Source organism: Pseudomonas sp. PDM27 (genome assembly GCF_019219205.1).
GTDB lineage: Bacteria > Pseudomonadota > Gammaproteobacteria > Pseudomonadales > Pseudomonadaceae > Aquipseudomonas > Aquipseudomonas laurylsulfatiphila.
On record NZ_JAHUWF010000014.1, the window covers coordinates 141717 to 167441 of the forward strand.

24 protein-coding genes are annotated in these 25725 nt (G+C 60.0%); 13 read left to right on the top strand and 11 right to left on the bottom strand.

Annotated features, from left to right (window positions below; translation table 11 throughout):
• Positions 1–171 precede the first annotated feature (171 nt).
• From KW838_RS24995 to KW838_RS29655, 4 genes are all read right to left on the bottom strand, one after another.
• Positions 172–1842, bottom strand: a complete 1671-nt coding sequence (locus KW838_RS24995; protein WP_218503843.1) for an ATP-dependent DNA ligase — start codon at positions 1840–1842, stop codon at positions 172–174.
• Entirely contained in the window at positions 1839–2873 is a 1035-nt protein-coding gene (locus KW838_RS25000; protein ID WP_218503844.1) for a ligase-associated DNA damage response exonuclease, read from the bottom strand. Before KW838_RS25000 ends, KW838_RS24995 begins: the two co-directional genes overlap by 4 nt.
• A gap of 202 nt (positions 2874–3075) precedes the next feature.
• Positions 3076–5526 (bottom strand): penicillin acylase family protein, encoded by a 2451-nt coding sequence (locus KW838_RS25005; protein WP_218503845.1) that lies wholly within the window; start codon positions 5524–5526, stop codon positions 3076–3078.
• A gap of 87 nt (positions 5527–5613) precedes the next feature.
• Positions 5614–5874: a hypothetical protein gene (locus tag KW838_RS29655; protein WP_256358967.1), complete on the bottom strand. Its 261-nt coding sequence runs from the start codon at positions 5872–5874 to the stop codon at positions 5614–5616.
• Between KW838_RS29655 and KW838_RS25010 the strand changes: the two genes are divergently transcribed.
• Entirely contained in the window at positions 5803–6309 is a 507-nt protein-coding gene (locus KW838_RS25010) for a cysteine hydrolase family protein (RefSeq protein ID WP_371317890.1), read from the top strand. The genes KW838_RS29655 and KW838_RS25010 overlap by 72 nt on opposite strands.
• Before the next feature lie 210 nt (positions 6310–6519).
• Here the strand turns inward: KW838_RS25010 and KW838_RS25015 are convergent, their stop codons facing one another.
• The 3 genes from KW838_RS25015 to KW838_RS25025 form a co-directional block, all read right to left on the bottom strand.
• Positions 6520–6738, bottom strand: coding sequence for an SEC-C metal-binding domain-containing protein (locus KW838_RS25015; RefSeq protein ID WP_218503847.1), 219 nt, complete (start codon positions 6736–6738; stop codon positions 6520–6522).
• Positions 6735–7229 (bottom strand): LEA type 2 family protein, encoded by a 495-nt coding sequence (locus tag KW838_RS25020; protein ID WP_102702557.1) that lies wholly within the window; start codon positions 7227–7229, stop codon positions 6735–6737. Before KW838_RS25020 ends, KW838_RS25015 begins: the two co-directional genes overlap by 4 nt.
• An 87-nt stretch (positions 7230–7316) precedes the next feature.
• Entirely contained in the window at positions 7317–7793 is a 477-nt protein-coding gene (locus KW838_RS25025; RefSeq protein WP_218503848.1) for a YchJ family protein, read from the bottom strand.
• 396 nt (positions 7794–8189) lie between these two features.
• On the opposite strand from KW838_RS25025, the gene KW838_RS25030 reads away from it, so the two are divergent.
• Together KW838_RS25030 and KW838_RS25035 are read left to right on the top strand one after the other, a co-directional pair.
• On the top strand, positions 8190–9986 hold the full coding sequence (locus KW838_RS25030; RefSeq protein ID WP_218503849.1) for an ATP-dependent endonuclease: 1797 nt from the start codon (positions 8190–8192) through the stop codon (positions 9984–9986).
• A 110-nt stretch (positions 9987–10096) separates the two neighbouring features.
• Positions 10097–11276 (top strand): IS3 family transposase gene (locus KW838_RS25035; RefSeq protein WP_218503850.1). Its coding sequence is split into 2 segments (ribosomal slippage): positions 10097–10362 and positions 10361–11276, totalling 1182 coding nucleotides; the frame shifts between segments, so codons are not numbered across the junction.
• Positions 11277–11578: 302 nt separating this feature from the next.
• Here the strand turns inward: KW838_RS25035 and KW838_RS25040 are convergent.
• Entirely contained in the window at positions 11579–12076 is a 498-nt protein-coding gene (locus KW838_RS25040) for a DUF6231 family protein (RefSeq protein WP_007971634.1), read from the bottom strand.
• 189 nt (positions 12077–12265) lie between these two features.
• Between KW838_RS25040 and KW838_RS25045 the strand changes: the two genes are divergently transcribed.
• The 4 genes from KW838_RS25045 to KW838_RS25060 all read left to right on the top strand — a co-directional run bounded on the left by KW838_RS25045 (position 12266) and on the right by KW838_RS25060 (position 14932).
• Positions 12266–12955, top strand: coding sequence for an OmpA family protein (locus KW838_RS25045; protein ID WP_102702555.1), 690 nt, complete (start codon positions 12266–12268; stop codon positions 12953–12955).
• Between the two features lie 91 nt (positions 12956–13046).
• Entirely contained in the window at positions 13047–13754 is a 708-nt protein-coding gene (locus tag KW838_RS25050; RefSeq protein WP_218503851.1) for an OmpA family protein, read from the top strand.
• Positions 13755–13902: 148 nt separating this feature from the next.
• Positions 13903–14181: a DUF1145 domain-containing protein gene (locus KW838_RS25055; RefSeq protein ID WP_218503852.1), complete on the top strand. Its 279-nt coding sequence runs from the start codon at positions 13903–13905 to the stop codon at positions 14179–14181.
• Positions 14174–14932, top strand: coding sequence for a collagen-like protein (locus KW838_RS25060; RefSeq protein WP_218503853.1), 759 nt, complete (start codon positions 14174–14176; stop codon positions 14930–14932). Before KW838_RS25055 ends, KW838_RS25060 begins: the two co-directional genes overlap by 8 nt.
• A gap of 189 nt (positions 14933–15121) precedes the next feature.
• Here the strand turns inward: KW838_RS25060 and KW838_RS25065 are convergent, their stop codons facing one another.
• Entirely contained in the window at positions 15122–15586 is a 465-nt protein-coding gene (locus tag KW838_RS25065) for a CopD family protein (RefSeq protein ID WP_218503854.1), read from the bottom strand.
• A gap of 99 nt (positions 15587–15685) precedes the next feature.
• Between KW838_RS25065 and dinG the strand changes: the two genes are divergently transcribed.
• From dinG to pdxH, 5 genes are all read left to right on the top strand, one after another.
• Positions 15686–17830 carry an ATP-dependent DNA helicase DinG gene (dinG, locus tag KW838_RS25070; protein ID WP_007971623.1) on the top strand — a complete coding sequence of 715 codons (2145 nt, stop codon included), beginning with the start codon at positions 15686–15688 and terminating at the stop codon, positions 17828–17830.
• Between the two features lie 96 nt (positions 17831–17926).
• Complete coding sequence (locus KW838_RS25075; protein WP_218503855.1) at positions 17927–20428, top strand: beta-galactosidase; 2502 nt, start codon at positions 17927–17929, stop codon at positions 20426–20428.
• Positions 20429–20620: 192 nt separating this feature from the next.
• A complete protein-coding gene (locus tag KW838_RS25080; protein WP_218503856.1) occupies positions 20621–21766 on the top strand; it encodes a serine hydrolase domain-containing protein in 1146 nt (381 codons plus the stop codon).
• 113 nt (positions 21767–21879) lie between these two features.
• Positions 21880–22887: an OmpA family protein gene (locus KW838_RS25085; protein ID WP_218503857.1), complete on the top strand. Its 1008-nt coding sequence runs from the start codon at positions 21880–21882 to the stop codon at positions 22885–22887.
• A 24-nt stretch (positions 22888–22911) separates the two neighbouring features.
• Positions 22912–23559: a pyridoxamine 5'-phosphate oxidase gene (gene pdxH / locus KW838_RS25090; protein ID WP_218503858.1), complete on the top strand. Its 648-nt coding sequence runs from the start codon at positions 22912–22914 to the stop codon at positions 23557–23559.
• A gap of 5 nt (positions 23560–23564) precedes the next feature.
• Here pdxH and KW838_RS25095 read toward each other — a convergent pair whose 3' ends face one another.
• On the bottom strand, positions 23565–23801 hold the full coding sequence (locus tag KW838_RS25095; protein WP_218503859.1) for a hypothetical protein: 237 nt from the start codon (positions 23799–23801) through the stop codon (positions 23565–23567).
• Between the two features lie 164 nt (positions 23802–23965).
• Here KW838_RS25095 and KW838_RS25100 point away from each other — a divergent pair, with 164 nt between their 5' ends.
• Positions 23966–24430 (top strand): glycine zipper 2TM domain-containing protein, encoded by a 465-nt coding sequence (locus tag KW838_RS25100; RefSeq protein ID WP_007971612.1) that lies wholly within the window; start codon positions 23966–23968, stop codon positions 24428–24430.
• Between the two features lie 103 nt (positions 24431–24533).
• On the opposite strand, the gene nhaA is transcribed toward KW838_RS25100, so the two are convergent.
• Entirely contained in the window at positions 24534–25721 is a 1188-nt protein-coding gene (gene nhaA / locus KW838_RS25105) for a Na+/H+ antiporter NhaA (protein ID WP_218503860.1), read from the bottom strand.
• Positions 25722–25725: the final 4 nt, after the last annotated feature.

Genomic DNA, 25725 nt, shown 5'->3' on the forward strand with positions numbered 1-25725 from the left:
GAAAGCGTAAGACCTGTTGAAAGTAGCAATTTCCGAACCAGAGTGCCGAACAAGCGTTTTAAAAGGTGTCTGGAAATAACCGGAGACAGATTTATGCACGAAAACGGGCGCAGGGAAATGGCCGCACCAGTTCGACTCAAAAAGAAAAATATTTGAGGAGGGATTGAGGGGTTAGCTGAGCAGATTTTGCAGGGTCGTCAAACTGTCGGCTTCGTCGACCGACTTATCCTTGCGCCAGCGCAACATACGCGGAAAGCGCACGGCAATGCCGCTCTTGTGACGACGGGAGAGGGCGATTCCCTCAAAGCCCAATTCAAACACCAGGCTTGGCTGGACGCTGCTCACGGGGCCGAATTTTTCCACTGTGGTCTTGCGCACGATGCTGTCGACCTGGCGGATTTCGTCATCGCTGAGCCCTGAGTAAGCTTTGGCAAACGGCACCAGGGTGCGTTCACTGGCCTCTGGCGGGCCGTCCCAGACGGCGAACGTATAATCGCTGTAGAGGCTGGCCCGGCGCCCTTGCCCCCGTTGCGCATAGATCAGCACGGCATCAACGCTGAACGGGTCGACTTTCCATTTCCACCACACGCCCATGTCCCTGGTCCGGCCGACGCCATACCGGGCATCGCGCGCCTTGAGCATCAGGCCCTCGACACCGAGGGCGCGGGATGTATCGCGCTGGCGGGCGAGGTCGATCCAGGTGTCGCCGGTCAACAATGGCGATAGGCGTAACCGCGGATTGGCGCAGTCACCGGCCACCCGTTCCAGTTGTGCGCGACGCTCGGACTGACTCCGGTTGCGCCAGTCTTCTCCCTGCCATTCGAGCAAGTCGAAGGCGAGCAGCACCACCGGCACTTCATCGAGGATTTTCCGGTCCAGGGTCTTGCGACCGATTCGTTGTTGCAGGAGGGCGAAAGGTTGCACGGCGGGTTCAAAAGCCTTTTCGACGCCGGTTGGCGCAGACTTCCAGGCGACGATCTCGCCGTCGATCACTGTCCCGTCGGGAAGGTTCAGAATCAAACTGTCCAGTTCAGGGAAGCGTTCGGATACCAACTCTTCCCCCCGCGACCAGATCCACAGTCGCCCACTGCGCTTGATCACCTGGGCGCGGATGCCATCCCATTTCCATTCCGCCTGCCAGTGCCGGGCAGGACCGAGCAGCGCTTCGAATTGTTCCACGGGCGACGACAAGGCATGGGCGAGGAAAAACGGGTAGGGCTGGCCGCCACGCTGGGCATGTTCATCCGGGGATTCGGCGGCGATCAGTTGCAGGTAGCTGGCGGCGCTGGGGCGGTGGGCCTGATCGGTGTAACCCACCAGCCGCTGCGCCACACGTTTGCTGTCGAGACGGGCCATGGCTGCCAGGGCGCGGGTGACCAGTAATTTGGACACCCCGACGCGAAAGCTGCCGGTGATCAGTTTGATGCAGACCATCAGGCTCACCCGGTCCAGTTGCGCCCACAGCGCCGGTAACCTTTGCGCGAGGGATTGCGGTGTTTCGCCGCGCAGTGGCAGCAGTTTGTCCTCCACCCACGTGGCCAACCCGTCGGTTGAACGGTGCGGCGCTTGCGGCAGAACCAGCGAAATGGTTTCCGCGAGATCACCGACGGCCTGGTAACTCTCTTCGAATAGCCATTGCGGCAAACCGGAAAACGCCACCGCCAGTTCGCGCAGTACCCGCACGGGTACTAATTGCCGGGGACGCCCTCCCGACAGAAAGTACACCGCCCATGCGGCATCTTCCGGTGTGGCCTGGGCGAAGTAGTGTTGCATCGCCGCCAGTTTGGCGTTGTTCGATGTCGAGGCGTCGAGCCTGGCGTACAGTTCAGCGAATGCCTTCATGGCAGCACCGCGGCAAGTTCGGTATCGGCGTGGGCAGGGGCTTCTTCGTCTTCACCGTATCGGGTATCGAACGCCATGGCATCAAGCCCCTGCTCGCGCAGATAACGTACCAGTGCGCCGCTCGATCCATGGGTCACCATGACCCGTTCGGCACCGGTCTGTTCGATGGCCCACAGCAAACCTGGCCAGTCGGCGTGGTCGGACAGGACGAAACCTCGGTCTACACCGAGCCGCCGACGTGTTCCGCGCAAACGCATCCAGCCACTGGCGAAACCGTCGCTGTAATCGACGAAGCGACGCATCCAGCTGCTGTTCGCCGCCGAAGGCGGTGCGAGCACCAACGCCTTGCGCATCATCGGGTCGCTCTTTTTGATGTCGGCGGCATCAATCGTGGGCGGCAAATGAACCCCCGCTTCGCGGTAGATCCGGTTAATGGGTTCCACGGCGCCATGCACGAGAATGGGGCCCAGTCGCGCATCGATGCCATGGAGAATGCGCTGGGCCTTGCCGAGGGAATAACAGAACAGCACGCTGGTTTTTTCGACCGCCGCGTTGGCTTGCCACCATTGATTGATCTCGGCAAACACTTGCACCTGGGGTTGCCAGCGGTAGATCGGCAGGCCAAAGGTCGACTCGGTGATGAAGGTGTCGCAGCGTACGGGTTCAAACGCTGCACAAGTGCCGTCGGGCTCGGTCTTGTAGTCCCCGGAGGCCACCCAGACTTCTCCACCGTATTCCAGTCGTACCTGCGCCGAGCCGAGTACGTGACCGGCAGGATGAAAACTGAGGAACACGCCTTGATGCAGCAGGCGTTCGCCATAGCGCAGGGTTTGCAGATTGATGTCCTGGCCCAATCGCACGCGCAGAATGCCCTCGCCGGGCGCCGCCGCCAGGTAGTGCTGATTGCCGGTGCGGGCATGGTCGCCGTGGGCGTGGGTGATCACGGCGCGCTCGACCGGTCGCCACGGATCGATATAGAAATCGCCGGCGGGGCAGTACAAACCTTCGGGACGCGAGATAACAAGGTCCATGGCGTTGCCAGAGTGGAGAGACTTGTTAGCTATGAGGTTGGCGCGGGGCGAGAAGTTCTATCGGGCTTATGGGCGGATGAAATACGAGTGTGGGAGCGGGCTTGCTCCGGGCGGCGTTCCGACGAAAGCGATTGAACATTCAACAATTACTTTGAATGTCAGTCCGCTTTCGCGAGCAAGCCCGCTCCCACAGGGATCAGCGTTACTTGCCGGGTGTCAGCGTCAGTCGATTCTTGCCATAGGCGTTGTCGAAGTTCTGCGGCTGCATCGGCAGGCTCATGTACTGGCCCTTGAGCCAGGGTTCGATGCTGTTGAGGTAGTTCGCACTGGCCGGGTTACCGGACTGACCGGTGCCGTTCTGCGCCATCAGCGGTTCGGACTGACCGAAGTCGACGATAAAGCGCATGGCGGGCGCCAGCGTGGTGTTGAAGTCCTGGCCCCAGGCGAAGGCGGCGGTGTTGAGTGTGGTGTGATCGCCACCGGCCGGCAGCGGGCCGCGTACCGTCTGGCCGCTGCTGTTCTTCCATTCATAGCGGTGCAGTTTGCCCCACTGCCAGGCCTTGTGATCGCCGCCCAACTGGCTGTCGCCGGCGCTGATCGCAGCGGCGAGGCTGCGGGCGAGGATGGCCGGTTTGTCTTCTTTCTGCGCGCTGCGCACGTCATCCCAGAACGGGCTGTCCTCACGCCCCAGCAAGTGATCGGCCTGGGCCGCGTAGGACAACTTGCCATCGGCGACAAAGGCCCTCCATGCCGGGCTGCTTTCCGGGCCCAGTTCATCGAGGAAGATCTGCCGGGTGCTTTCCTGCAGGAACAGTTCGTAGATGGCCGCATCGGTGGAGGTCGGGCTGAGCTTGCCATCGAACGCCATCAAGCGGCTGTAGGCTTCGTGTGCCTTGGCGCGATCGGCCACCGGCAAGGCGTTGATGGCTTGTTTGAGTGGCTGGGCCAAGCCCGGCGCTTCGAACATTTTCTTCAGCTTGGCCGCGAAGGTCGTGGTCTGGTCGTACTGCATGGCGATCAGGCTGCGGCTGTCGTGTTTGCCTGCGCCGGCGAGTTCGGCCAGACGCTCGCCGCGCTCCGGAGCGGCCCAGGAATTGGACAACTGCATGCCGTAGCCATGGGGAATGACCCGCTGGTTGGCGGTGCCGAGCCAGCCTTGGGCCGGGTCCTGGTCGTACGGATGCAACATCGGGTCGGCATAACCGTCCCAGTCGTAGCGACCTTCCCAACCCGGCGAGGGCAGCAGGCCTTCGCCTTCGCGGCGGTTCGGGTAGCGGCCAGTGACCTGCCAGCCGATGTGGCTGGCGTCGGCAAACACCAGGTTCAGTGCGATGGCGCGGATTTCGCGGCTGGCATCCGACGCTCTCTCGGCGCTCTGGGCGCGGGACAGGTCGAAGAACGCGTCCAGGGTCTTGTCGTCGGTGAAGTTCGGCATCTGCAAGGCCAGGCCGAAACCATTGGCCAGCAAGGTGCCCTGGGCGCTGTTGAGCAGCGGGCCATGGCGGGTTTCGTACACCGCTTCGCGAATCGGCCGCTGGCCTTTGACGAAATAGGTTTCGTTGCGCACGATCGCCGGCTGCCACTTCCCGGCGTTTTCATAGGTAAGCCCGTTGCCCTGGCGCTTGATCTTCTCCAGGAACAGGTCCTGGTTGTCGCCCATCACGGACGCCATGCTCCACGCCACTTTACCGTTGAACCCACCGAGCACCATCGGCAGGCCCGCGATGGTCACGCCGGACGCCTGATACTTCGGTGCGCGAATCTGCACGTAACTGAACAATGAAGGCACGCCCAGCGGGCCATGACTGTCACTGGCCAACAGGCTCTTGCCGCTGCGGCTGCGTTGCGCGGCGATGGCCCAGTTGTTCGACGAGGTGGCGCCCAGCAGGTTGAGGTCCGACAGTTGTCCCGTGGCTTTGCTGAGTTCGGCCAGGCCCGGTACTTGCCCGTTGAGCTTGAGGCCCTGGAGTTTTTCGCTCTCGGCGACCGGCAGTTTTTCATCGGGCGCGGACGGCGTCAGCCACGCCAGTTTGTCGGTGGTGACGGTCTGGGCCAGTACCAGCGAGGAAATCTCTTCCGGCAGGTTGGTCGACTGACTGAAGTTCAACAGGCAGAAAATCAGCGCCGAATCTTCCGGTTGCCAGTATTCAGGCCGGTAGCCGGTGGCCGCGAGGTCCGCCGGCAGTTTGTCGCGGTAGCGGAACAGGTAGGCATTGACGCCCCGGGCATAGACTTCGAAGAAACGCTTGAGGCGCGGCGAAGAGGCCTTGTACAACTCGCCGGCACTTTTCTTCAGGTTGACCGCCCGCATGTAACGGTCGGCATCCAGCAGGTCCGCGCCGTGCATCTCGGCCAATCGGCCCTGGGCCAGCAGGCGCAGGGTGACCATCTGCGTGATGCGGTCGCTGGCATGCACGTAACCGAGGGTGAACAGCGCGTCGTGGAAGCTGTTGCTTTCGATCAGCGGCATGCCCATGGCATTGCGACGCACCGAAACGTTCTGCGCCAGGCCCTTGAGCGGTTGCACGCCGGAGGTTGGCGGGAGGGTGTCCTGGGCGTTGAAGTTCTGACAACCGGTCAGGCTCAAGACGCCCGCCACTGCTGCGGCAACGCCGAACCGGGGTAAAAAATGAGTAAGGGCTGGCGAGGCCATGGCAAAGCTCCTGCGGGGGTGGTGGCGCAATAAAGGCGCTACGTTAGTGAGCAGGCGATGGCCGCGCAAGCGGGGTAAGAGGTTATTTCAGGATTTGTCAAAGGTCGGCGTATCTCCGTAGGAGCTGCCGAAGGCTGCGATCTTTTGACTTTCAAGGGTGGCTTGCCAGCCGTAACCGGCAATGTTGAAGTGCGACACGGTCAACAATCCTGGAGAAAAATCGGCATGGAGCTCAAGGCAAACGCGGCACTGATCATCATCGATCAACAAAAAGGCATCCTTCACCCCAGGCTTGGCCGCAGGAATAATCCTCAGGCCGAAGAGCGCATGCTGGAAATGCTCGGTCATTGGCGGCGCACCGCTCGGCCGGTGATCCATGTGCAGCACCTGTCCCGCTCGGAGGACTCGGTGTTCTGGCCGCAGCAGTCGGGCGTGGAGTTTCAGGAGCGGTTCGCGCCAATGACTGGTGAACGCTTGATCCAGAAGCAGGTGCCGGATGCGTTTTGTTCGACGGGGCTGCAGACGCAGTTGCTAGAGGCAGGGATCGGGCAGTTGATCATCGTGGGCGTCGCGACCCACAACTCGGTGGAGTCCACGGCGCGCACCGCGGGCAACCTGGGGTTTGATACCTGGGTGGTCGAGGATGCGTGCTTTACCTTCGACAAGGCTGATTTTTTCGGCCATGCCCATAGCGCCGAAGAGGTGCATGCGATGTCGCTGGGGAATCTGCATGGCGAATATGCGACGGTGGTCAGCAGTGCGCAGATCCTGTCGGCCGACTAAGTATCTGTCTAATCACTGTGGGAGCGAGCTTGCTCGCGATGGCGTCAGGTCTGTCGACCTCTATGTTGAATGTGATACTGCAATCGCGAGCAAGCTCGCTCCCACATGGGACCTGCATTCGCAGGACCGTTGTCTGGCGTAGATCGAGTGTGGGAGCGAGCCTGCTCGCGATGGCGATTCAACAGGCGAAGCAAGTCTTCGCCCGAAGCATCAAGCGCCGTGGCACTTCTTGAATTTCTTGCCGTTGCCGCATGGGCACGGATCGTTGCGGCCGACGTCTTTCAGGGCATTGCGCACCGGTTCCTGGTGGGCGTGGCCGCAGTTCGGACCGTGGACATGGCCGTGGTCGTGATCATGGTGCTGATGGCCATGATCGTGATCGTGGTCGTGGTTGCAGTCAGGGCCGTGGACATGGGGTTGCTGGGTCATCGGTGTTGCTCCGGAATTAAATCGGCGGCGATTATCACGCCATTGCGCGCCAGGTGCACGTAGTGGGCGATGAATATACCGGTTTCCAGTTCACCTTCCAGACGATAGGGAATGGGTTGGTCGGATTTTTTCAGCAGTTTGGCCAGATCACGGACCTTGGACCACAGGTTGGTGCGGATCGGTACCTTGAAGTAGGCACTGTGCCTGGGGCTGATGGTGAACCAGTGTTCGTACTCGCCGTCGGCCAGCAGTATGTCACCCAGGTGAATGCGGTACTCCAGGCTGCGCACCGTCAGGTCGCTGTCGTTGGGGTTGTCGATGCGAAAGTGCAGGAGGAATTTCTGCTCCAGCAGTTTGGTGCTGACCGCCTCGACCTTCACCAGATGGACCTCGGGGTCCGGCAAGTCGTCGTCGAACCACGACGCACAGCCGCCGAGTCCCAGTGTCAGGAACAAGGTGAGCAGACAGAGTGCGCCGCGGCGGATGATCATCGTGGTGTTTCTCCCTTGAGTTCCAGTCTAGACCCAAAGGATCGCAGCCTTCGACAGCTCCTGCGTGGTGGACAGTCATTCCATGGACTAGCTGCTGAAGTAACCCGCACAACATTTCTTGAACTTCTGTCCACTGGCACACGGGCAGGGGTCATTGCGCCCGAGTTTGAGTGGCACGGTCGGGTCGATGAAATACCAGCGCCCAGTGTTCTGTACGAACGATGAGCGCTCTCGATGGCTGTGCTCGCCACTGCTGTCGTGCCACCGCGCGGTGAAAGTCACGAAAGCGTGTTCAGGCTGGCCACCCAGCACTTCGGAGCTTTCCACCTCAAGGCCCAGCCATGTACTTTGCGCGCTCCAGTCGCTGATCGATTGACGGTCCAGGCCGGCCTGTTGGGCGGGCAGGGTGGTGGCCACCAGATAGTCGACCAACCCCAGCACGTAGGCGCAGTAGCGCGAACGCATCAAGGCTTCGGCGCACGGCGCCGGGTGTCCGGCATGGTAGTGACCGCAGCAGGCGTCAAGCAGGGTGCCGCTGCCGCAAGGGCAAATGGATGTACTCATTGCATTACCACCAGTATTTCCCGAAGTTTTCCGGATTGGCCCAGAACTGTTGGGGTATTGGTGGGAATCCAATCGTAGCGGGCTTCATAGGTGACCTCAATAGTAGCTGGTGACACAGTGGTGACAGGATTAATGACAGTCTGGCAGATTCTTGCTTGATCTTAGCAGGGGCGATTTCAGTCGGGAGTCATCACTCGTGTGGGGCTGCATAGAAAGGAAGTCCTGGAAGTCCTGGAAGGGCTCGGTAGATTTCTTGAGCAGCATAAATTCATCTGAGTTCGAAGGTACACGGTGGATGGTTGGGTGGCTTTTCGCTACCATCCGGCCCAAGCAAATACCAGTGATGCAGGCAGCCAAACTGTCTTTTCACCGAAATGACTTACCTTTGGAATGTAAATGTTTATCAAGAAAGTGATGCTTCACCGTTTTAAACGTTATCCCAAAGCTTCCATAGTGCTCAAAGATGAGCTCTCACTGGTAGTTGGCGGAAATAACTCTGGAAAATCCACTATTCTGCAAGCCCTTGCCGCGTGGCAGTTTTGTAAAACTCTGATCGAAATTGAAAAAGGGCGTGAGGGTTGGGTGCAGGCAGGAGGTAAATCCGGTGTGGGGTTAGGGATAGTTGACTTCACTCCCCTGCAAGTCCCCTCCTTGGCACACCTTTGGCATAATCTGAAGACAAGTAAAGTTGATGAGGTGGATGGCTATACGCTGAAGATAAAGGTTTTTTGGGATGATGAAGAGGGCGAGGAGCGCTTTTTAGAAATGGGAATGTCGCTCGCGAACGATCGACTGTTTGTAAAAGCGACGTCTACAAATCTAACCTTAGAAGAGATTGTTGATGCGGACGGAAATCCGATCGCTGGAAGTGTTCCCTCTGTAGCTTACCTACCTCCCTTTGCGGGTATTACTGATCGAGAGGGTAGGTTAACCCCGGCGATGCGTGAGCGTTTTGTCGGTCAGGGGCTCTCAGGAGGAGTGGTCAGGAACGTTCTGTTTGATCTACATGAAGAGAACAAGCGGCAACGTGCAAGGTTGTTAGAGAACCGCACTAAATTGAAGGACAGCGATCTTGCTTGGTTGCGGAAAAATGATCCATGGGAGGTTTTGGTTTCCGCGATGCAAAACATGTTTGGCACTGATATAAGAATTGTGCCATTCAATGAACGGTGGCACAGCTATTTGAAGGTTCGGTGTGTCAAAGGGGAAGTTGATTCCAAAGGTGTGTTCAAGAGTCATCCTGGTTTTAATGCTCGGGACTTGATGGTTGAGGGGCAAGGGTTCCTTCAATGGCTTAGTGTGTACGCTCTGTCGCTGTCCCCTGAGGTGGACGTGGTCCTACTTGATGAGCCCGATGCTCATTTGAATGCGGCGCTTCAAAAAGATTTGCTTCAGTCGCTTGAAGATTTGGCAAAAGTGCAAAGGAAGCAGATCTTAATGGCGACACATTCGCCAGAGCTTATCAGACTGCATGAGCACGATCGTATTTTGTCGGTCGTCAAAACAGGGGCTAAGTACCTATCCACTCCTGATGGCAGGATTAAGGTTTTATCCGGTATTGGCTCGATTCATACGCCGACAATACATTCATTGATGCAAAACAAACGGATGCTCATCCTTGAAGCTCCAAGTGATCTCAGATTCCTGCAGAAACTCGCTGAACAGGCTGGTTTTAAGTGGCCGCAAAATGTTACTCCATGGTATTGGACTGGTACGGCCTCTGAGCGTCTTCAGCTTTTCAGGCAGTTGAAAAAGGAAATTCCTGAGCTCAAATGTATCAGTATTCGAGATCGGGATGATGAGGCTGCTAATACAGTGGCAGAGTCCCTGATTGATAGAGGGTTCACAAATAAAGAAGAAGGCTTCACTGTTATGAAGTGGAGGCGGAGGCACATTGAGGGGTATCTCCTTTGCAAAGCTGCTATCGCAAGAGCTGCAGAAGTAGATGTGGCCGAGGTTGAAGCGTTCTTTAAAAAAGATGGGCATGCATTGGCTCTGCCAGATGACACGACGAAAAGTGACGTGGCCCCAAGTATCAGAGATGCACATGCTAAAGAAATGTTTACGCAAGGTGACTCCCTTAAGAAACATTTTAAAATTTCGCGAGATGATGTTGCTGCAGTGCTGACCTCTAAAGAAATTGCAGAAGACCTAAAGACATTTTTCAAGGCTGTTGAAGCTCTAAGCAAGTAAGGCTTAGAGTTTCGGGGGGGAGGTTATCGGGAATGCTTTGCTGAAGTGTAGTGGTCTAATTTCCCCGGACACCTCGATAGGTGGAGAATGCATCTATCGAGGAGTTTTTCATGACTGGCAAACTCAGGGCATTCGACGACAGCTTCAAGCTGCAAGTCGTACAGATGATCAAGGACCAAGGGCTGACCGTTCCGCAGGTCTGTCGCGACCTGAATATTGGTGAGACCGCCGTCCGCCGTTGGGTACAGCAGTACGAGGCTGAACAGCTGGGAGAGGCCGGAATCGGCAAACCGTTGACGGCTGAGCAACAGCGCATCCGGCAACTGGAGCAGGAAAACCGCCAGCTCAAGATGGATAGCTATGTATTAAAAAAGCCACCGCCTTCTTTGCCCGCGAGCTGAAGTAACGTATCGCCTGGTTCGGCAGCTGCAACAGAAGGCTAATTCGGTGGCGTATGTCTGTCGGCTGCTGGGTATCAGCCGATCCGGTTTCTACGAGGCCAACAAGCGTGCTGGAGCGCCAGCATCGATTTGTCCCGTGACGGTGCAACTCAAGGCGTCGTTTGCTGCGAGTGGCGGCTGCTATGGCAGTCACCCGTTGCGTAAAGCGTTGCGTGCCAAGGGCATGGAAATAGGCGTTTATAAAATTCGTCGCTTGATGCGCGCCAACGGTCTACGTTCGGCCTGGAAGCGCAAGTTTGTGCACACGACCGATAGCAACCACGACCGGCCGATTGCCGAAAATGTGTTGAATCGCCAATTCGAACCCGAGGCGGTGAACAAGACCTGGGTGGCGGAAATTACCTATATCCGGACCCGTAGCGGCTGGCTGTACCTGGCCGTGGTACTGGACTTGTTCTCACGCAAGATCGTGGGTTGGTCCATGGCCCCGAACATGCCTGCCGAGTTGATGTGTAGTGCAATGCAGCTGGCAGTTGCTCAGCGTCAACCGCCACCTGGTCTGATTACTCACTCGGATCGCGGTAGCCAGTACGCCAGCGCGAGCTACAGGGCACTGCTGACAAGAAATAACATGCAGCAAAGCATGAACCGTAAAGGTAACTGTTGGGACAACTCAGTAATGGAGCGCTTCTTCCTGAGTTTGAAAATGGAGCGGGTATGGCGGCGCGATTACGCCAACCACGCCGAAGCGATACGTGACATCACTGAATACATCGTTGGGTTTTACAACAACGAGCGGCTGCACTCAAAACTGGGATATCTGCTACCGACCGTTTACGAACGGGCAATGGCGTCGACACCACCTATTGAGGTGTCCGGAATTAGTTGACCACTGCAATGTCCTTGATGCGCTCCTTGAGGTCCCCCACGTCGCCTCAGGGCGGTCGAGGTGGAACTTAGCCAGTGTCAGGAGGATGTCCTTGGAGAACTGCATTGCGGTCGGCCTATCGGTGGAGCAAAGGGAGAGCAGCCCCTTGGACGGACTCTGAGGTAGTAGATGCCTGAGCGTCGATAATGCCAGACCGAGAGATCCTGCAAAGGCTTCTGGTGACAAGGCTGGTGACACTTGGCCCTGCTCGGGCATAGCGGTGATAGCGTTCATTTTGAGGTAAGCCATTGATATTCATGGGTTTACCACCAGTATTTCCCGAAGTTTTCCGGATTGGCCCAGAAGCGCGAATTGAGCCAGTCAGGGACTTGTTTGTATTCAAGCAGATCGTAGGTAAACAGGGTCAAGACCTGTTCGTCCCGTTGAAAGCGTTCGCTGGCTTGCAGGGCCAGGGAGAAAAAGTCCGTTTCCTGCCAGCCACAAGCCGGCAGATCCGCCAGCACGGCGATGCGGCTGGCGTTGAGGTTGCGGATGCCGCCCAACAGGTTGAGGCCGTCGCGCTTGGGCAAATGCTCCAGGCAATCGACCACCAGGGCCAGGTCGAATCGGCGGGCCGCCAATTCGTCGGGCAATGGGCCAGGGGCCGCGAAAGCAACGCAGCTGTCCGGGTGCGCGAGTTTGAATGCTTCCAGTGCCGGGAATTCGCTGGCGCCGATCAACAACAGGCGCGCGGGGGCATATCGGTCAAGTAAAGCGGCCAGTGCCTGCTGCGGCGTGCGTGAAGAAATACCTGCAATCATCGAAGATCCTCAATCAGATCTGCCAAGACTAGCCTGCCCGGACGTTCGGGCCTAGAGCGGCTTGGCGACAAATGCGCCAAGCTGCCGTTAATGCCTGAATAAACAGCATGGCCCATTGCTGGCGGAGTTTAATACTCGGGTCTTTACTACCTGAATCGGTTCTAAGCCGATCCTTCAGGAGAAAACTAGATGAGCATAGTTCGGACAGCATTACCCTTGGTTCTGCTAACCAGTGTGTTGACTGGTTGCGCAGGTTTGCAGAAAACCGACTGGCCGACCTGTGCGGCGGTTGGTGGTGTCGTGGGTGCGGGCCTCGGTGCGACCGAAAGCTCGGCATGGGCAGGGTATGGTGCTCTGCTCGTCGGCGGTACGGCAGCGGCTTATTGCTGGGTGCACGGTGATGGCGATGAAGACGGCGACGGTGTGCCGGATAGTCGCGACAAGTGCCCGGGCACGCCTAAAGGCGTTCAGGTCGATGCCAACGGTTGCCCACCACCAGCGCCTGTGGTCGAAGAGGTGGTTGTGGTCAAGGAAGAAACCATCGTCATCCGCGATGTTCACTTCCAGTTTGATAAAGCCACGCTTACCTCGTCCGATAAACAGGTCCTCGACAAGATTGCCACTCGCCTGAAAGCTGAAGCCCCGACTGCTCAACTGACTGTAACCGGTCATACCGACAGCGTGGGCAGCGACGCCTACAACCAGAAACTGTCGGATAAACGCGCCCACTCGGTGGTTGAATACCTCATCGAGCAAGGCGTACCTCGCAGCAACTTCGTGTCGGTGGTCGGTGCCGGTGAAAGCCAGCCGGTTGCGGACAACAAAACCGCTGACGGTCGCGCACAGAACCGTCGTACGGAAATCAAAATCCAGCGTTGACTCCCCCTCGCATCCGCGCCTTGTGCAGTCGCGGATGCGGGTCTTTACTCCTGTGTAACCGGTATGGGCCGGTGACACAGGAGCTTTCAATATGATCGTTCTCACAAGGACCGTCTTGCCGGTTCTGCTACTTGGCAGCCTCTTGACCGGCTGCGCGACCCACAGCGATGGCACTGCCCCCCTCAATCAACGCACCTGGCCAATCTGCAGCCTCATCGGCGGCCTGGTCGGCGGTGGCCTGGGCGCAATCGAGAGTGGCGCCTGGGCCGCGGGTGGGGCGGCGCTGGGTATCTTGTCCGGCGGCTTGATCTGCTACGCCCAGGATGGCGACGAAGACGGCGACGGCGTTTTCGACCGGCGCGACCGTTGCGCTGATACTCCCGCCAATACCGTGGTCGACCATCGCGGTTGCCCGGTGCCGCAGTACCCGGACAGGGTCCAGACCGAGCCTGCGCAAACCGAAGTCATTACGCTGAGCGATCTACTGTTTGTCTTCAATCAATCCGACCTGACCCCGACGGCCAAGAGTCAACTGGATGCGTTGATGAGCCAGTTCCTGGATGCCGATGTGGTCAGCATCAAGGTGGTCGGCCATACCGACAGCGTCGGTTCTGATGCCTATAACCAGGCCTTGTCGGAGCGACGCGCCAGCAGCGTGGCGGAATACTTGATCAGCCAGGGTGTGGCGCCGAACAAAGTCACCAGCGAAGGCAGGGGCGAAAGTCAGCCGATTGCCGACAATGACACGGACGAAGGTCGTGCGAAAAACCGTCGCGTGGAACTGCATATAAACCGCTGAGCCAAGAGATAGAGCCGTCGAGCGACAGTTGTGAGCGCTGCGACGGCCGTTCGGCGGCCTTCATGAAGATTTTTCCGTTGCCCTCTGGCTTATCCCGCGCGGAAGCCGTTACTGTGCGTCCAAACAATAATTCTCATCGGGGGAGCGTATGAAGGTCTTATGGGGGCTGGGGCGGTTATTGACCCTGCTGTTCTGGTTGGTGGTGCTGGTCAATCAGCTCACGCCATTTGTCTTTCCGCTGCACCTGTTGGTCAATCTGGCCGGCGGCCTGTTGGGGTTCATCCATCTTCTGGAAGCACTGTTGTGCTATCGCAGCCTGCGAGGTCGCGCCCATCCCTGGCTTGACCGCCTGAAGATCGTCATTTTCGGTGTATTCCACCTGCAAACCATTCCAGCCCCCAGCGCTTCGAAGGCTTCCCATGCGTAAATTCTGTCTGCTCGCCGCACTCATCAGTCCATTGGCCAGCGCACAGGTGGTGAGTGTCGAACCCAACTCGCTGATGCGCTTGCCCAACACCGCCAGCACCCTGCAACTGGAACGCCTGGAAGTGGCCGATTACGGCACCTTGCTGATTCCTTCCAACGTCACCGAAGTCACCGTGGGTGAGTTGCATCTGGGACGTGAAGCGCGTATCGCCATTGTGCCGGGAGAGCAGGCGCTGGCGCTGAAGGTCCGTCGCGCTGATTTGTCCGAAGGCAGCCAGATCACCGCGCGTGGCGCGCCCGGGACTTACCAGAAGGCCGCCCGCTCCGGGCGCAATCTTGATTTGCAGATCAAGACACTGAATGCGCCGCAATTGTTGGTGGACGCTCGAGGCGGCGCAGGCGCACCTGGATTTGTCGGCCTGGATGGCGCCAACGGTGAGGATCCTGGCTGCACCTGGGGCCAGGCCGGTCGCGGTGCCGATGGCAGTGATGGCAGCAATGGTCAACCAGGCGCGCCGGGTGCGTTGGTCAGGCTGGCAGTGCCGCACGACTTTCCGGCAGACCGGATCAAGGTGCAGGTGGCTGGCGGTGCCGGTGGCCTGGCCGGCCCGGGCGGCAAGCCGGGTGCTGGCGGCAAGGCCAAGGGCTGCCTGGTCTACAAGGCCGATGGCGGCAAGAGCGGCAAACCTGGCGCCGACGGGCAGCCGGGGACTGAAGGTGCGGCGGGTTCGGTGACTGTGCAGCGGTTGTAAGAAACGCCGAGAACCCGTGGCGAGGGAGCTTGTCTGTGGCGAGGGGGCTTGCCCCCGTTCGGCGGCGAAGCCGTCGCAAACCGGGCACCGCATACCTTCAGGGACGTTGCGGATACCGAATCAGGGTCGCTTCGCGACCCAGCGGGAGCAAGCTCCCTCGCCACAACAGCAACTCCAGCCACAGGTACTTCAAAACATCGGCCGAGCCGCCGCAATCGCCACCACAGCCAACCCCACCAACAGATTGATCCCCACCAACCGGCGAATCCGCCCCAGTATCGCAGCACCCGCCGGCCAATCCTGTTCGGCCACGGCGGTGCGCAGCTCCGGCAGCATCAGCGCCTGAATGCGGATAAACAGCGCGGTCATCACCACATACAGGCCCATCATCACTTGCACATAGCGCGGAGCGGCTTCAAAGCCGTTGAAGTGCATATGCAGCATGCCCACGCCGCTGACCGGCAACAGCACCACCGCCACCCAGACCCAGCGGAAAAAACCTTGAAACACTTCTACCCACAACTTCAGCCGGGCAGGGCCTTCAAGTGCCGTGATCGCGGCGGGGCGCAGGACCATCCAGGCGAAAAACATGCCGCCGACCCAGACCAGGGCCGCCAGTACATGCAGGCTATATATGAGGCTAAAAGGTGTCATTCGGGTACTCCGTTCTGCGCAGGATTCATTAGCGGGGTATGATAGCCGTCGATCCGAACCACTGAAAATTTATCCAGCGTTTTTTGCGCCCGACAATCCATGATCAGCACCGAACTCAAAACCACGATCCAGGGCGCCTACTCGCGTTTTCTCGAAGCCAAGAGCCTCAAGCCGCGCTACGGCCAACGCCTGATGATCGCCGAAATCGCCAAGGTCCTGGGTGACATCGACACCGACGACGAAGGCCGGCGCAGTGGCGACCCCGCGATTGTCGCGGTGGAAGCCGGCACCGGTACCGGCAAGACCGTGGCCTACAGCCTGGCGGCGATTCCCACGGCCAAGGCCGCCGGCAAGCGCCTGGTGATCGCCACGGCCACCGTGGCCCTGCAGGAGCAGATCGTCTACAAGGACTTGCCCGACCTGATGCGCAACAGCGGGTTGAACTTCAGCTTCGCCCTGGCCAAGGGGCGCGGGCGCTACATGTGCCTGTCCAAACTCGACATGTTGCTCCAGGAAGGCCACGCGCAGACTGCCACTGCGCAACTGTTCGAAGAAGAAGGCTTCAAGATCGAGGTCGACGAGGCCAGCCAGAAGCTGTTTACCAGCATGATCGAGAAGCTCGCCGGCAATAAGTGGGACGGCGACCGCGACAGTTGGTCCACCGCCCTGGAAGACGCCGACTGGGCGCGCCTGACCACCGATCACAGCCAGTGCACCAACCGTCATTGCCCGAACTTCGGCCAGTGCGCTTTCTACAAGGCCCGCGAAGGCATGGGCAAGGTCGACGTGATCGTCACCAACCACGACATGGTCCTGGCTGACCTGGCCCTGGGCGGCGGCGCCGTACTGCCGGACCCGCGCGACACCATCTACGTGTTCGACGAAGGCCATCACCTGCCGGACAAGGCCATCGGCCACTTCGCCCATTACACGCGCCTGCGCTCCACCGCCGACTGGCTGGAAACCACCGCCAAGAACCTCACCAAATTGCTGGCCCAGCACCCGTTGCCGGGCGACCTGGGCAAGTTGATCGAGCAGGTGCCGGAGCTGGCGCGGGAGATCAAGACCCAGCAGCAGTTCATGTTCACCGCGTGCGAGCAGATTGCCGACTTCAAACCCGGCGAAGACGTCGAAGGCCGCGAGCGCCCGCGTCACCGATTCGTCGGCGGGGTGATTCCCGAGCACATGCGTGAAATGGGCATCGAACTGAAGAAAGGCTTCGCACGGCTGACCGACTTGTTCACCCGCCTGACCGACCTGCTCAAGGAAGGCATGGACGGCGAGGTCAACATTGGCATCGCCAGCAACCAGGCTGAAGAGTGGTACCCGCTGTTCGGCAGCCTGTTGTCGCGCTCTTCCGGCAACTGGGAGCTGTGGACCGCCTTCACCGTCGAAGACCCGGAAGACAACCCGCCCATGGCCCGCTGGCTGACCCTGGCCGAAAGCGGATCGCTGTTCGACATCGAGGTCAACGCCAGTCCCATCCTCGCGGCGGAAATGCTTCGCCGTAATCTGTGGAACGTGGCGTATGGCTGCCTGGTGACGTCGGCGACCTTGACCGCCCTCGGTACCTTCGACCGCTTCCGCATGCGCGCCGGCCTGCCGAAAAAAGCCGTGACAGCGGTGGTGCCAAGCCCCTTCCATCATGCCGACGCCGGTGTGCTGCGGGTGCCGAACCTGAACGCCGATCCTCGTGATGCAGCGGCACATACCGCCGCGATCATTCGTGATCTGCCGGAACTGGTCGAGGGCTCGCGGGGCACGCTGGTGCTGTTTTCCTCGCGCAAACAGATGCAGGACGTGTTCGATGGCCTGGACCGCGACTGGCGCAAGCAAGTGTTCATTCAGGGCAACCTGTCGAAGCAGGAAACCCTGAACAAGCACAAGGCGCGGGTCGACGGCGGGGATTCCAGCGTTCTGTTCGGCCTGGCCAGCTTTGCCGAAGGGGTCGACTTGCCCGGTGCCTATTGCGAGCACGTGGTCATTGCCAAGATTCCATTCTCGGTACCCGATGATCCCGTCGAAGCGGCGCTGTCGGAATGGATCGAAGCCCGTGGCGGCAATCCGTTCATGGAAATCTCCGTACCGGACGCCTCGCTGAAACTGGTCCAGGCCTGTGGTCGCTTGCTGCGCACCGAAGAAGACCGCGGCACCATCACCTTGCTCGACCGGCGCCTGGTAACCCAGCGCTATGGCAAAGCCATCCTCAACGCGTTGCCGCCGTTCCGTCGAGAAATTTCCTGAAGCACCGGTGGGCAGTTTTGCCCGCCGCGTTGTCTATCTCTCTGCCATCGCTTTTTCACTGGCCCATTGAAGGTCGTAAGGGAGAATGTCGTTCTCATGATTTGCCGTTCGTTGCCTGCCGTATTTGCCCTGTTGTTCGCAACACCGTTGTTGGCCGCACCTGCCAGCCAGCAGACGCTGTTCAACTTTGTGCGCCCCGCCGACGTGGTCCAGGTGGCGACACAGGACGCCAGCCTGCCGCAATCCAACGCCGAGCAAACCCCTGAAGGCGAAGTGCTGCGCCGGGTGACCTTCAACCCGGTCGCCCGACCGACGTTGCGCCTGACCCCGCAAACCGGTGCCTGGGACTGGTCGCAATCGGGCGTCATGAGCCTGCGGATCCAGAGCGCGATGAACTGGGCCTTGACCTTGTACGTGACCATCCAGAGCAACGACGGCAAGACCCTGGTCAGCCGCGTCGATCTGCCGGCCGGCCCTGCGCAAACCCTGTTGGTGCCGCTGCAAGCGACATCGCCGCTGAGCCAGGGCATGAAGGCCGGCCCGCCGATGCCGATGACCGTTGAGGGCCAGCGTGTGTTGCTGGCCAACAGCGCCGGTGAGCTGGATCGCAGCCAGGTGGTGTCCGTGACGTTGTCGATGGACCAGCCCAAAGCCGCGCAAAGCATCCTGCTGGAGCGCTTTGGTGTGCAGGACGGCGAGTCGGTCAGCCAAGCCGTGTATGGCGGCTTGGTGGATGCGTATGGCCAGTCGACCCGGGCCAAATGGCCGGAAAAAGTCAGCAACGACGAGCAGCTGAAAAGCGCTGCCGCCAAGGAACAGCAACAACTGAAAACCTGGCTGGCTGAGCGTCAGAAGTCTTCGCTGGACAAATTCGGTGGATTGACCAACGGCCCGTCATTCAAGGCCAGTGGCTTTTTCCGCACCGAGAAGCGCAACGGTCGCTGGTATCTGGTGACGCCTGAAGGTCATCCGTTCTATTCCCTTGGGGTCAATACCGTGGCCCCGGATGTCAACCAGACCTATGTGGCCGGTCGCGAGTGGATGTTCGACTCCCTGCCCAAGGCTGACGAGGCGCTGGCCAGCCACTACGGCGAAGGCAACAACCGTGGCGGCAATGGTGCCGATCAAGGGCGCGGCTACAATGCCGGGCGCTGGTACGACTTCTACGGTGCCAACCTGCAACGTCTGTATGGCGATCCTTGCGCGTTGGGCAGCGAAACCAAAGCGGGAGTCGCCGCGGCGGCCAAGGCGGATGCGGTTGAAGCGACAGCGACCAAGGCTGCGGAGCAACCTGTCGCTCCTGCAACCGCCGAGTCTGGCGTCGCCGAAGCAGCCAAGACTGAAGCGACGCTGGCAACAGCGGCAGAGCCAACATCTGTCGAACCGTGCAAAGCGTTGTTCGACGAGCAACGCTGGGCCAGTCACACCCTTGATCGCCTGCAGGCCTGGGGCTTCAACACCATCGGCAACTGGAGCGCCCCGGTACTGGGCAATGCCGATCGCGTGCCATACACCTTGCCGCTGTCGATCGTCGGCGACTACGCCAGCATCAGCACCGGGACCGACTGGTGGGGCGGCATGCCCGACCCGTTCGACCCGCGTTTTGCCATGGCCACCGAGCGTGCAGTGGCGATTGCCGCCCGCGACCATCGTGACGATCCGTGGCTGATCGGTTACTACGCCGACAACGAACTGGCCTGGGCCGGTCCCGGGGATGATCCGAAAGCCCGTTATGCCCTGGCCTACGGCACCTTGAAAATGACCACCGACGTGCCGGCCAAACGTGCATTCCTCAAGCAACTGCGTGACAAGTACCGCAATCAGGCGGGCCTGTCGAAAGCCTGGGGCATTGATCTGCCCGCCTGGGAGTTGATGGAGGATCCGGGATTCGTGCCACCGCTCCCGAGCGCCGAGCACCCGGAAATCGAAGCCGACTTCAAATACTTCCAGAAGGTCTTCGCCGACACTTACTTCAAGACCCTCTCCGACTCTCTGAAATGGCACGCGCCAAACCAGCTGCTGCTCGGTGGCCGTTTCGCCATCAGCACGCCGGAAGCCGTGGAGTCCTGCGCCCAGTATTGCGACGTGCTGAGTTTCAACATGTACACCCTGCAACCCCAGGACGGTTACGACTTCGCCAAGTTGCGCAGTCTCGACAAACCGGTGCTGATCAGCGAGTTCAATTTCGGTTCGGCTGATCGTGGGCCGTTCTGGGGCGGCGTCACGCCGTTGGCGAAAGAGGAAGACCGAGGTGCGGCATATGCCAACTTCCTCAAGCAGGCAATGAGCGAGCCGTCGATTGTTGGCGTGCATTGGTTCCAGTACCTCGATCAACCGGTCACCGGGCGCCTGCTTGACGGTGAAAACGGTCACTTCGGGTTGGTGGGCATCACGGATCTGCCGTTCCAGGGCTTTGTCGACAGCGTGCGCAAGAGCAACCTGGCGACGGTCGAACAAATGGGCAAAGAGGCCGGGAAGGCTGCGGCCGCCGCCGACAAAGCCAGCCACGACGCCGAGGGTGGTCGCAAGGCCGAGGCTGGCAAGGGGCCGGGGAAGGGCGCCGAACATGCAGGTGGGCATTCGGGGAAGGGCCATTAATCTCTGACACTTGAAAAAGATCGCAGCCTGCGGCAGCTCCTACAGGGGGGTACGCCTTGCCACTGTAGGAGCTGCCGCAGGCTGCGATCTTTTGATCTTGAATGGACCGCCCAGCCCGACCCTGTTCCCAAAACCCTCAAGGGCTGGAACAATGCCCGCCACTTTGTAGAGCGTTAATCCGGGGAGTTGCGGGTGCAGATTCAGGGTCATTACGAGCTTAAGTTCGAAGCGGTGCGAGAGGCTTTCGCGGCGCTGTTCGACGATCCCCAGGAGCGTGGCGCAGCATTGTGCATTCAGATTGGTGGCGAAACCGTCCTCGATCTGTGGGCCGGCACCGCCGACAAGGACGGGGCCGAGGCCTGGCACAGCGACACCATCGCCAATCTGTTCTCCTGCACCAAGACCTTTACCGCCGTCACCGCGCTGCAACTGGTGGCCGAAGGCAAGTTGCAACTGGATGCGCCGGTGGCGCGCTACTGGCCCGAATTTGCCGCTGCCGGCAAAGCGTCCGTCACCTTGCGTCAACTGCTCTGCCATCAAGCCGGCCTTCCGGCATTGCGCGAGCTGCTGACCCCCGAAGCCCTCTACGACTGGCCAACCATGGTCGACGCCCTGGCTGCCGAAACGCCGTGGTGGACGCCGGGCGAAGGCCACGGGTACGCAGCGATCACTTATGGCTGGCTGGTCGGCGAATTGCTGCGCCGTGCCGACGGTCGTGGGCCGGGGGAATCCATTGTCGCGCGGGTCGCCAAACCCTTGGGCCTGGACTTCCACGTGGGGCTGGCCGACGAAGAGTTCTATCGCGTGGCCCACATTGCACGGGGCAAGGGCAATGTCGGCGATGCCGCTGCCCAGCGCCTGCTGCAAGTGACCATGCGTGAGCCAACGGCCATGACGACCCGGGCGTTCACCAATCCGCCGTCGATCATGACCAGCACCAACAAACCCGAGTGGCGACGCATGCAGCAGCCGGCCGCCAATGGCCACGGCAATGCCCGTAGCCTGGCCGGTTTCTACGCCGGCCTGCTCGACGGCAGCCTGCTGGAAAGCGAAATGCTCGATGAGTTGACGCGTGAACACAGCCTCGGCGAGGACAAGACTTTACTGACCCGGACCCGTTTCGGCCTGGGTTGCATGCTTGATCAACCGGACGTTGCCAATGCCACCTTCGGCCTTGGCCCGCGGGCGTTTGGTCATCCGGGTGCCGGCGGCTCCATCGGCTTTGCCGACCCGGAGCACGATGTAGCCTTCGGATTTGTGACAAATACCCTGGGCCCCTACGTCTTGATGGACCCGCGCGCGCAAAAGCTGGTGCGGGTTCTGGCCACTTGTCTGTAAAAGCGGCTGTCGGTCTCCAGGGCTGGAACCCGATAGCCTTTTGAGTTTCAAAACGTCAGTTTGTGCGGGCCGACGTGGCCTGATTTTTTTGACTTCATTTTTGTGGATATCCAATGTCATCCAATAAAACCCTCGCCTTGGCCCTGTGCTTCGCCATTACCGGTTGCGCACAGACTCCACAGAAAGACGCGACGGCACCTGTCGCCAAGACTGAAAGCGCCAGCCACTGGTACTGGCCGTTCGGTTCCGACGACAGCGCTGGCAAGCCCGTGGCCAAGCCGGAGGTGAAACCTGAAGTCAAACCCGTGGCAGTGGCCAAGGCCGAAACCGATAGCGGCAGCAAGTGGTGGTGGCCGTTCGGCGGTAACGAGAAGAGCGCCTCGAAGGCCGTGCCGATGCCGGACCCGAAGGTCACTCAGGCCTGGCTTGACGACTACGAACCGCGTCTGCGCGAGGCGGTAAAGGACAGCAACCTGCAACTCGAGCGCCGCGAAAACGTGCTGGTGGTCACTGCACCGGTCGAAGGCTCGTTCAACCCTGATCGTCCGGCCATGCTGCTGCCGGTCACGCTCGGTCCGTTTACCCGCGTTGCCAAGATCCTTGAAGCCGATCCAAAGACCGCTGTGTTGATCCTCGGCCACAGCGATACGTCCGGCGCGGCGCCTGCCAACGTCAAATTGAGCCAGGAGCGTGCCCAGTCCGTTGCGGCGATTTTTCGTCTCAGTGGTTTGCAGCGTGATCGCCTGATGCTGCGTGGCCTGGGCGGTGATGCGCCGCGTGCCGCCAACGACAGTGTGCAAGGCCGCGCGCTGAACCGCCGCGTGGAGCTGCTGGTGACCCCGCAAAACACCATGGTCGCGCTGTTGAGCAAGTACAACATGCCGGCGCCGGCGCCTGTGAGCATGGTCGCTGCCGCGGACGTCAAGCCGGTCGCCAAGCCTGTGACACCAGCCCCGGCGACTAAAAAGGCTGCTGTTCCAGCGGTGAAAAAAGCCCCGGCGAAAAAAGCAGCGGCCAAGAAAGCACCTGCGAAAACCGCAACGCCGGCAAAGAAAACCACGCCAGCCAAAGCCTCCACGGCTGACAAGAAAGTCGCCGCCACTGATACTGCAAAGCAGTGATTTGTTAACCAAAAGGAATGCGCCATGACCCAGGGCCTGGCTGATATGCGTCGTGACTACACCCGTGACGGCCTGACCGAGGCACAAGCCCCGGCCGAGCCGTTTGCGTTGTTTCACCAGTGGTTCGCCGACGCGGTGAAAACCGAGCAGGCGCCGGTGGAAGCCAACGCCATGACCCTGGCCACCGTCGACCAGAACGGTCGACCGCACTGTCGCATTCTGTTGCTCAAGGGCCTGGACGAACTGGGGTTCACCTTTTTCACCAACTACGAAAGCGCCAAGGGCCAGCATCTGGCCGCGAATCCGTTCGCGGCCATGACGTTTTTCTGGCCGGCGCTGGAGCGCCAGGTGCGCATCGAAGGGCGGGTGGTGAAGGTGACGCCCGAGGAGTCCGACGCCTATTATCAGGTTCGTCCTCTGGGCAGTCGCCTGGGAGCCTGGGCATCGCCGCAAAGCCGCGTGATCGCCGATCGTGGCGAGCTCGAAGCGCTGCTCAAGGACACCGAGCAACGTTTCAGCGACACCCAGCCCCATTGCCCGGAACACTGGGGCGGTTATCGCCTGTTGCCGGAGCGCATCGAGTTCTGGCAGGGCCGCCCGAGTCGCCTGCACGACCGCCTCAATTACCGCCAGCAGGGCGCCGACTGGATTCTTGAACGTCTGGCACCCTGAACAGTCTACCGATCGGGATAGCCTGCCGCAGCGGCCTCCAGCCACTTCGGCAGGTCTCGACGCTTGATCTTCTGCGCCTGGGCACTCGCCAATTGTTCGAGCATGAAGGCTTTTTTCTGCTCGTCCTTGCCCGCCAGCGCTAGCGCCAGGTCGCGGTCCATCCAGCGTTTGATCCGCACGTACAGCCACCCGTGGAAGTACAAACCGGAAACCGTCGTGACGACGATGATAAAGTAGTCCATGAAAATCCTTGGCCAGTGGGCGGTTTTCCGATTTTGCCGCTACTGTGTGAGTTCGTGGAGGCGCCTTAACGGAGCCTGAATCAAAGCAATTTTACCCGGGCGGTGCCGTGACAAGCGTCAAGCTGCGGAGTTTAATGAACATCTGTTTCTTTGGAGTTGATGCTATGCGTAAGTCTGTTCTGCTGGTTGCTTCCTTTTCCACGATGGCGATGTTGCTCACTGGTTGCCAATCGAGCCTGACCGGTGACTCCTATTCCCGTGACGAGGCGCGTCGCGTGCAGACCGTTCGCATGGGTACCATCGAAGCATTGCGTCCGGTGAAAATCGAAGGCACCAAAACCCCGATCGGCGGCGCTGCAGGCGCAGTGGTTGGCGGCGTTGGCGGCAGCGCCATCGGTGGCGGCAAAGGCAGTATCGTTGCTGCGGTCATCGGCGCAGTCGCTGGCGGCCTGATCGGTTCGGCCGCAGAAGAGGGCATGACCCGCACCCAGGGCGTGGAAATCACCGTGCGCGAAGACGATGGCAGCATGCGCGCCTACGTTCAGGAAGTTCAGCCGAACGAAGTGTTCCGTGTTGGCGAGCGTGTGCGCATCGCCAGTGTGAATGGTACCAGCCGCGTTTCGCACTAAGCGCAGACACCGGATAAACAAAAACCCGATCAGGTGACTGATCGGGTTTTTTGTTTTACAGCGCAGGTGAATCTTGATTGGCGTCAGGCGATATCGCGGTTTATCAGGAGACCAGGGCGGAGCTCTTGCGACTCGCCATCGCGGTTACCGCATAACCGATCAGCGCGGCCAGAATCGAACCGGTCAGGATTCCCATGCGGTCCATCCCGGCGAAATCACTCACGCCCGGCTCGAAGGCCAGTGAGCCGACAAACAGACTCATGGTGAAACCGATACCGCATAGAATCGCTACGCCTAGTACCTGGCCCCAATTGGCGCCTTGGGGCAGGGCCGCGATACCGGTTTTCACGGCCAGCCAGGTCAGGCCGAAGACACCGACAGTCTTGCCCAGCAGCAGCCCGATGGCGATGCCCATGGGAACGTGATGAGTGAAGCTTTCGACGGTGACGCCGCTCAGGGACAGGCCGGCGTTGGCGAAGGCGAACAGCGGCAGGATGCCGTAGGCCACCCACGGGTGCAGGGCGTGTTCCAGGGCCAGCAGTGGCGAAGGTTCGGCATTTTTTGTGCGCAGCGGAATGCAGAAAGCCAGGGTTACGCCGGCCAGCGTGGCGTGGACACCGCTCTTGAGCACGCAGACCCAGAGGATCAGGCCAATGATCATGTACGGCCCGAGCTTGACTACGCCAAGCCGGTTCATCCCGATCAGCGCCGCAATACAGGCTGCGGCCAGCGCCAGGGAGAGGGTCGACAGTGCACCGGAATAGAAGATCGCAATGATGATGATCGCGCCGAGGTCGTCGATGATCGCCAGGGTCATCAGGAACAGTTTCAGCGAGACCGGAATCCGTTTGCCAAGCAACGCCAGCACGCCAAGGGCGAAGGCAATGTCGGTCGCGGTCGGGATTGCCCAGCCGTTGAGGGCCGGTGGCGTGTCGCGGTTGAGGTACCAGTAGATCAGCGCCGGCACCACCATGCCGCCAATGGCCGCCGCCCCAGGCAGGACGATTTGCGACGGTTTGGACAACTGGCCGTCGAGGACTTCGCGCTTCACTTCCAGGCCGATCAGCAGGAAGAACAGCGCCATGAGGCCGTCGTTGATCCATAGCAGCAACGGCTTGGCGATTTTCAGCGCGCCGATCTGGGCCACCACCGGAGTGTCCAGCAGGCCGTTGTACAGCCAGGACAGCGGTGAGTTGTTGATAATCAGAGCCAGAACGGCAGCGGCGATCAGTAACAGACCGCTGGCAGCTTCCAACTGAAAGAAACGCGTGAAAGTGCTACGCAGAGGCAAGGTC

Excerpts from the sequence above, each read along its gene's own strand:
- KW838_RS24995 (WP_218503843.1), bottom strand. The coding sequence starts at position 1,842 with ATGAAGGCATTCGCTGAACTGTACGCCAGGCTCGACGCCTCGACATCG.
- KW838_RS25000 (WP_218503844.1), bottom strand. The coding sequence starts at position 2,873 with ATGGACCTTGTTATCTCGCGTCCCGAAGGTTTGTACTGCCCCGCCGGC.
- KW838_RS25005 (WP_218503845.1), bottom strand. The coding sequence starts at position 5,526 with ATGGCCTCGCCAGCCCTTACTCATTTTTTACCCCGGTTCGGCGTTGCC.
- KW838_RS29655 (WP_256358967.1), bottom strand. The coding sequence starts at position 5,874 with ATGACCGAGCATTTCCAGCATGCGCTCTTCGGCCTGAGGATTATTCCT.
- KW838_RS25015 (WP_218503847.1), bottom strand. The coding sequence starts at position 6,738 with ATGACCCAGCAACCCCATGTCCACGGCCCTGACTGCAACCACGACCAC.
- KW838_RS25020 (WP_102702557.1), bottom strand. The coding sequence starts at position 7,229 with ATGATCATCCGCCGCGGCGCACTCTGTCTGCTCACCTTGTTCCTGACA.
- KW838_RS25025 (WP_218503848.1), bottom strand. The coding sequence starts at position 7,793 with ATGAGTACATCCATTTGCCCTTGCGGCAGCGGCACCCTGCTTGACGCC.
- KW838_RS25030 (WP_218503849.1), top strand. The coding sequence starts at position 8,190 with ATGTTTATCAAGAAAGTGATGCTTCACCGTTTTAAACGTTATCCCAAA.
- KW838_RS25040 (WP_007971634.1), bottom strand. The coding sequence starts at position 12,076 with ATGATTGCAGGTATTTCTTCACGCACGCCGCAGCAGGCACTGGCCGCT.
- KW838_RS25045 (WP_102702555.1), top strand. The coding sequence starts at position 12,266 with ATGAGCATAGTTCGGACAGCATTACCCTTGGTTCTGCTAACCAGTGTG.
- KW838_RS25050 (WP_218503851.1), top strand. The coding sequence starts at position 13,047 with ATGATCGTTCTCACAAGGACCGTCTTGCCGGTTCTGCTACTTGGCAGC.
- KW838_RS25055 (WP_218503852.1), top strand. The coding sequence starts at position 13,903 with ATGAAGGTCTTATGGGGGCTGGGGCGGTTATTGACCCTGCTGTTCTGG.
- KW838_RS25060 (WP_218503853.1), top strand. The coding sequence starts at position 14,174 with ATGCGTAAATTCTGTCTGCTCGCCGCACTCATCAGTCCATTGGCCAGC.
- KW838_RS25065 (WP_218503854.1), bottom strand. The coding sequence starts at position 15,586 with ATGACACCTTTTAGCCTCATATATAGCCTGCATGTACTGGCGGCCCTG.
- dinG (WP_007971623.1), top strand. The coding sequence starts at position 15,686 with ATGATCAGCACCGAACTCAAAACCACGATCCAGGGCGCCTACTCGCGT.
- KW838_RS25075 (WP_218503855.1), top strand. The coding sequence starts at position 17,927 with ATGATTTGCCGTTCGTTGCCTGCCGTATTTGCCCTGTTGTTCGCAACA.
- KW838_RS25085 (WP_218503857.1), top strand. The coding sequence starts at position 21,880 with ATGTCATCCAATAAAACCCTCGCCTTGGCCCTGTGCTTCGCCATTACC.
- pdxH (WP_218503858.1), top strand. The coding sequence starts at position 22,912 with ATGACCCAGGGCCTGGCTGATATGCGTCGTGACTACACCCGTGACGGC.
- KW838_RS25095 (WP_218503859.1), bottom strand. The coding sequence starts at position 23,801 with ATGGACTACTTTATCATCGTCGTCACGACGGTTTCCGGTTTGTACTTC.
- KW838_RS25100 (WP_007971612.1), top strand. The coding sequence starts at position 23,966 with ATGCGTAAGTCTGTTCTGCTGGTTGCTTCCTTTTCCACGATGGCGATG.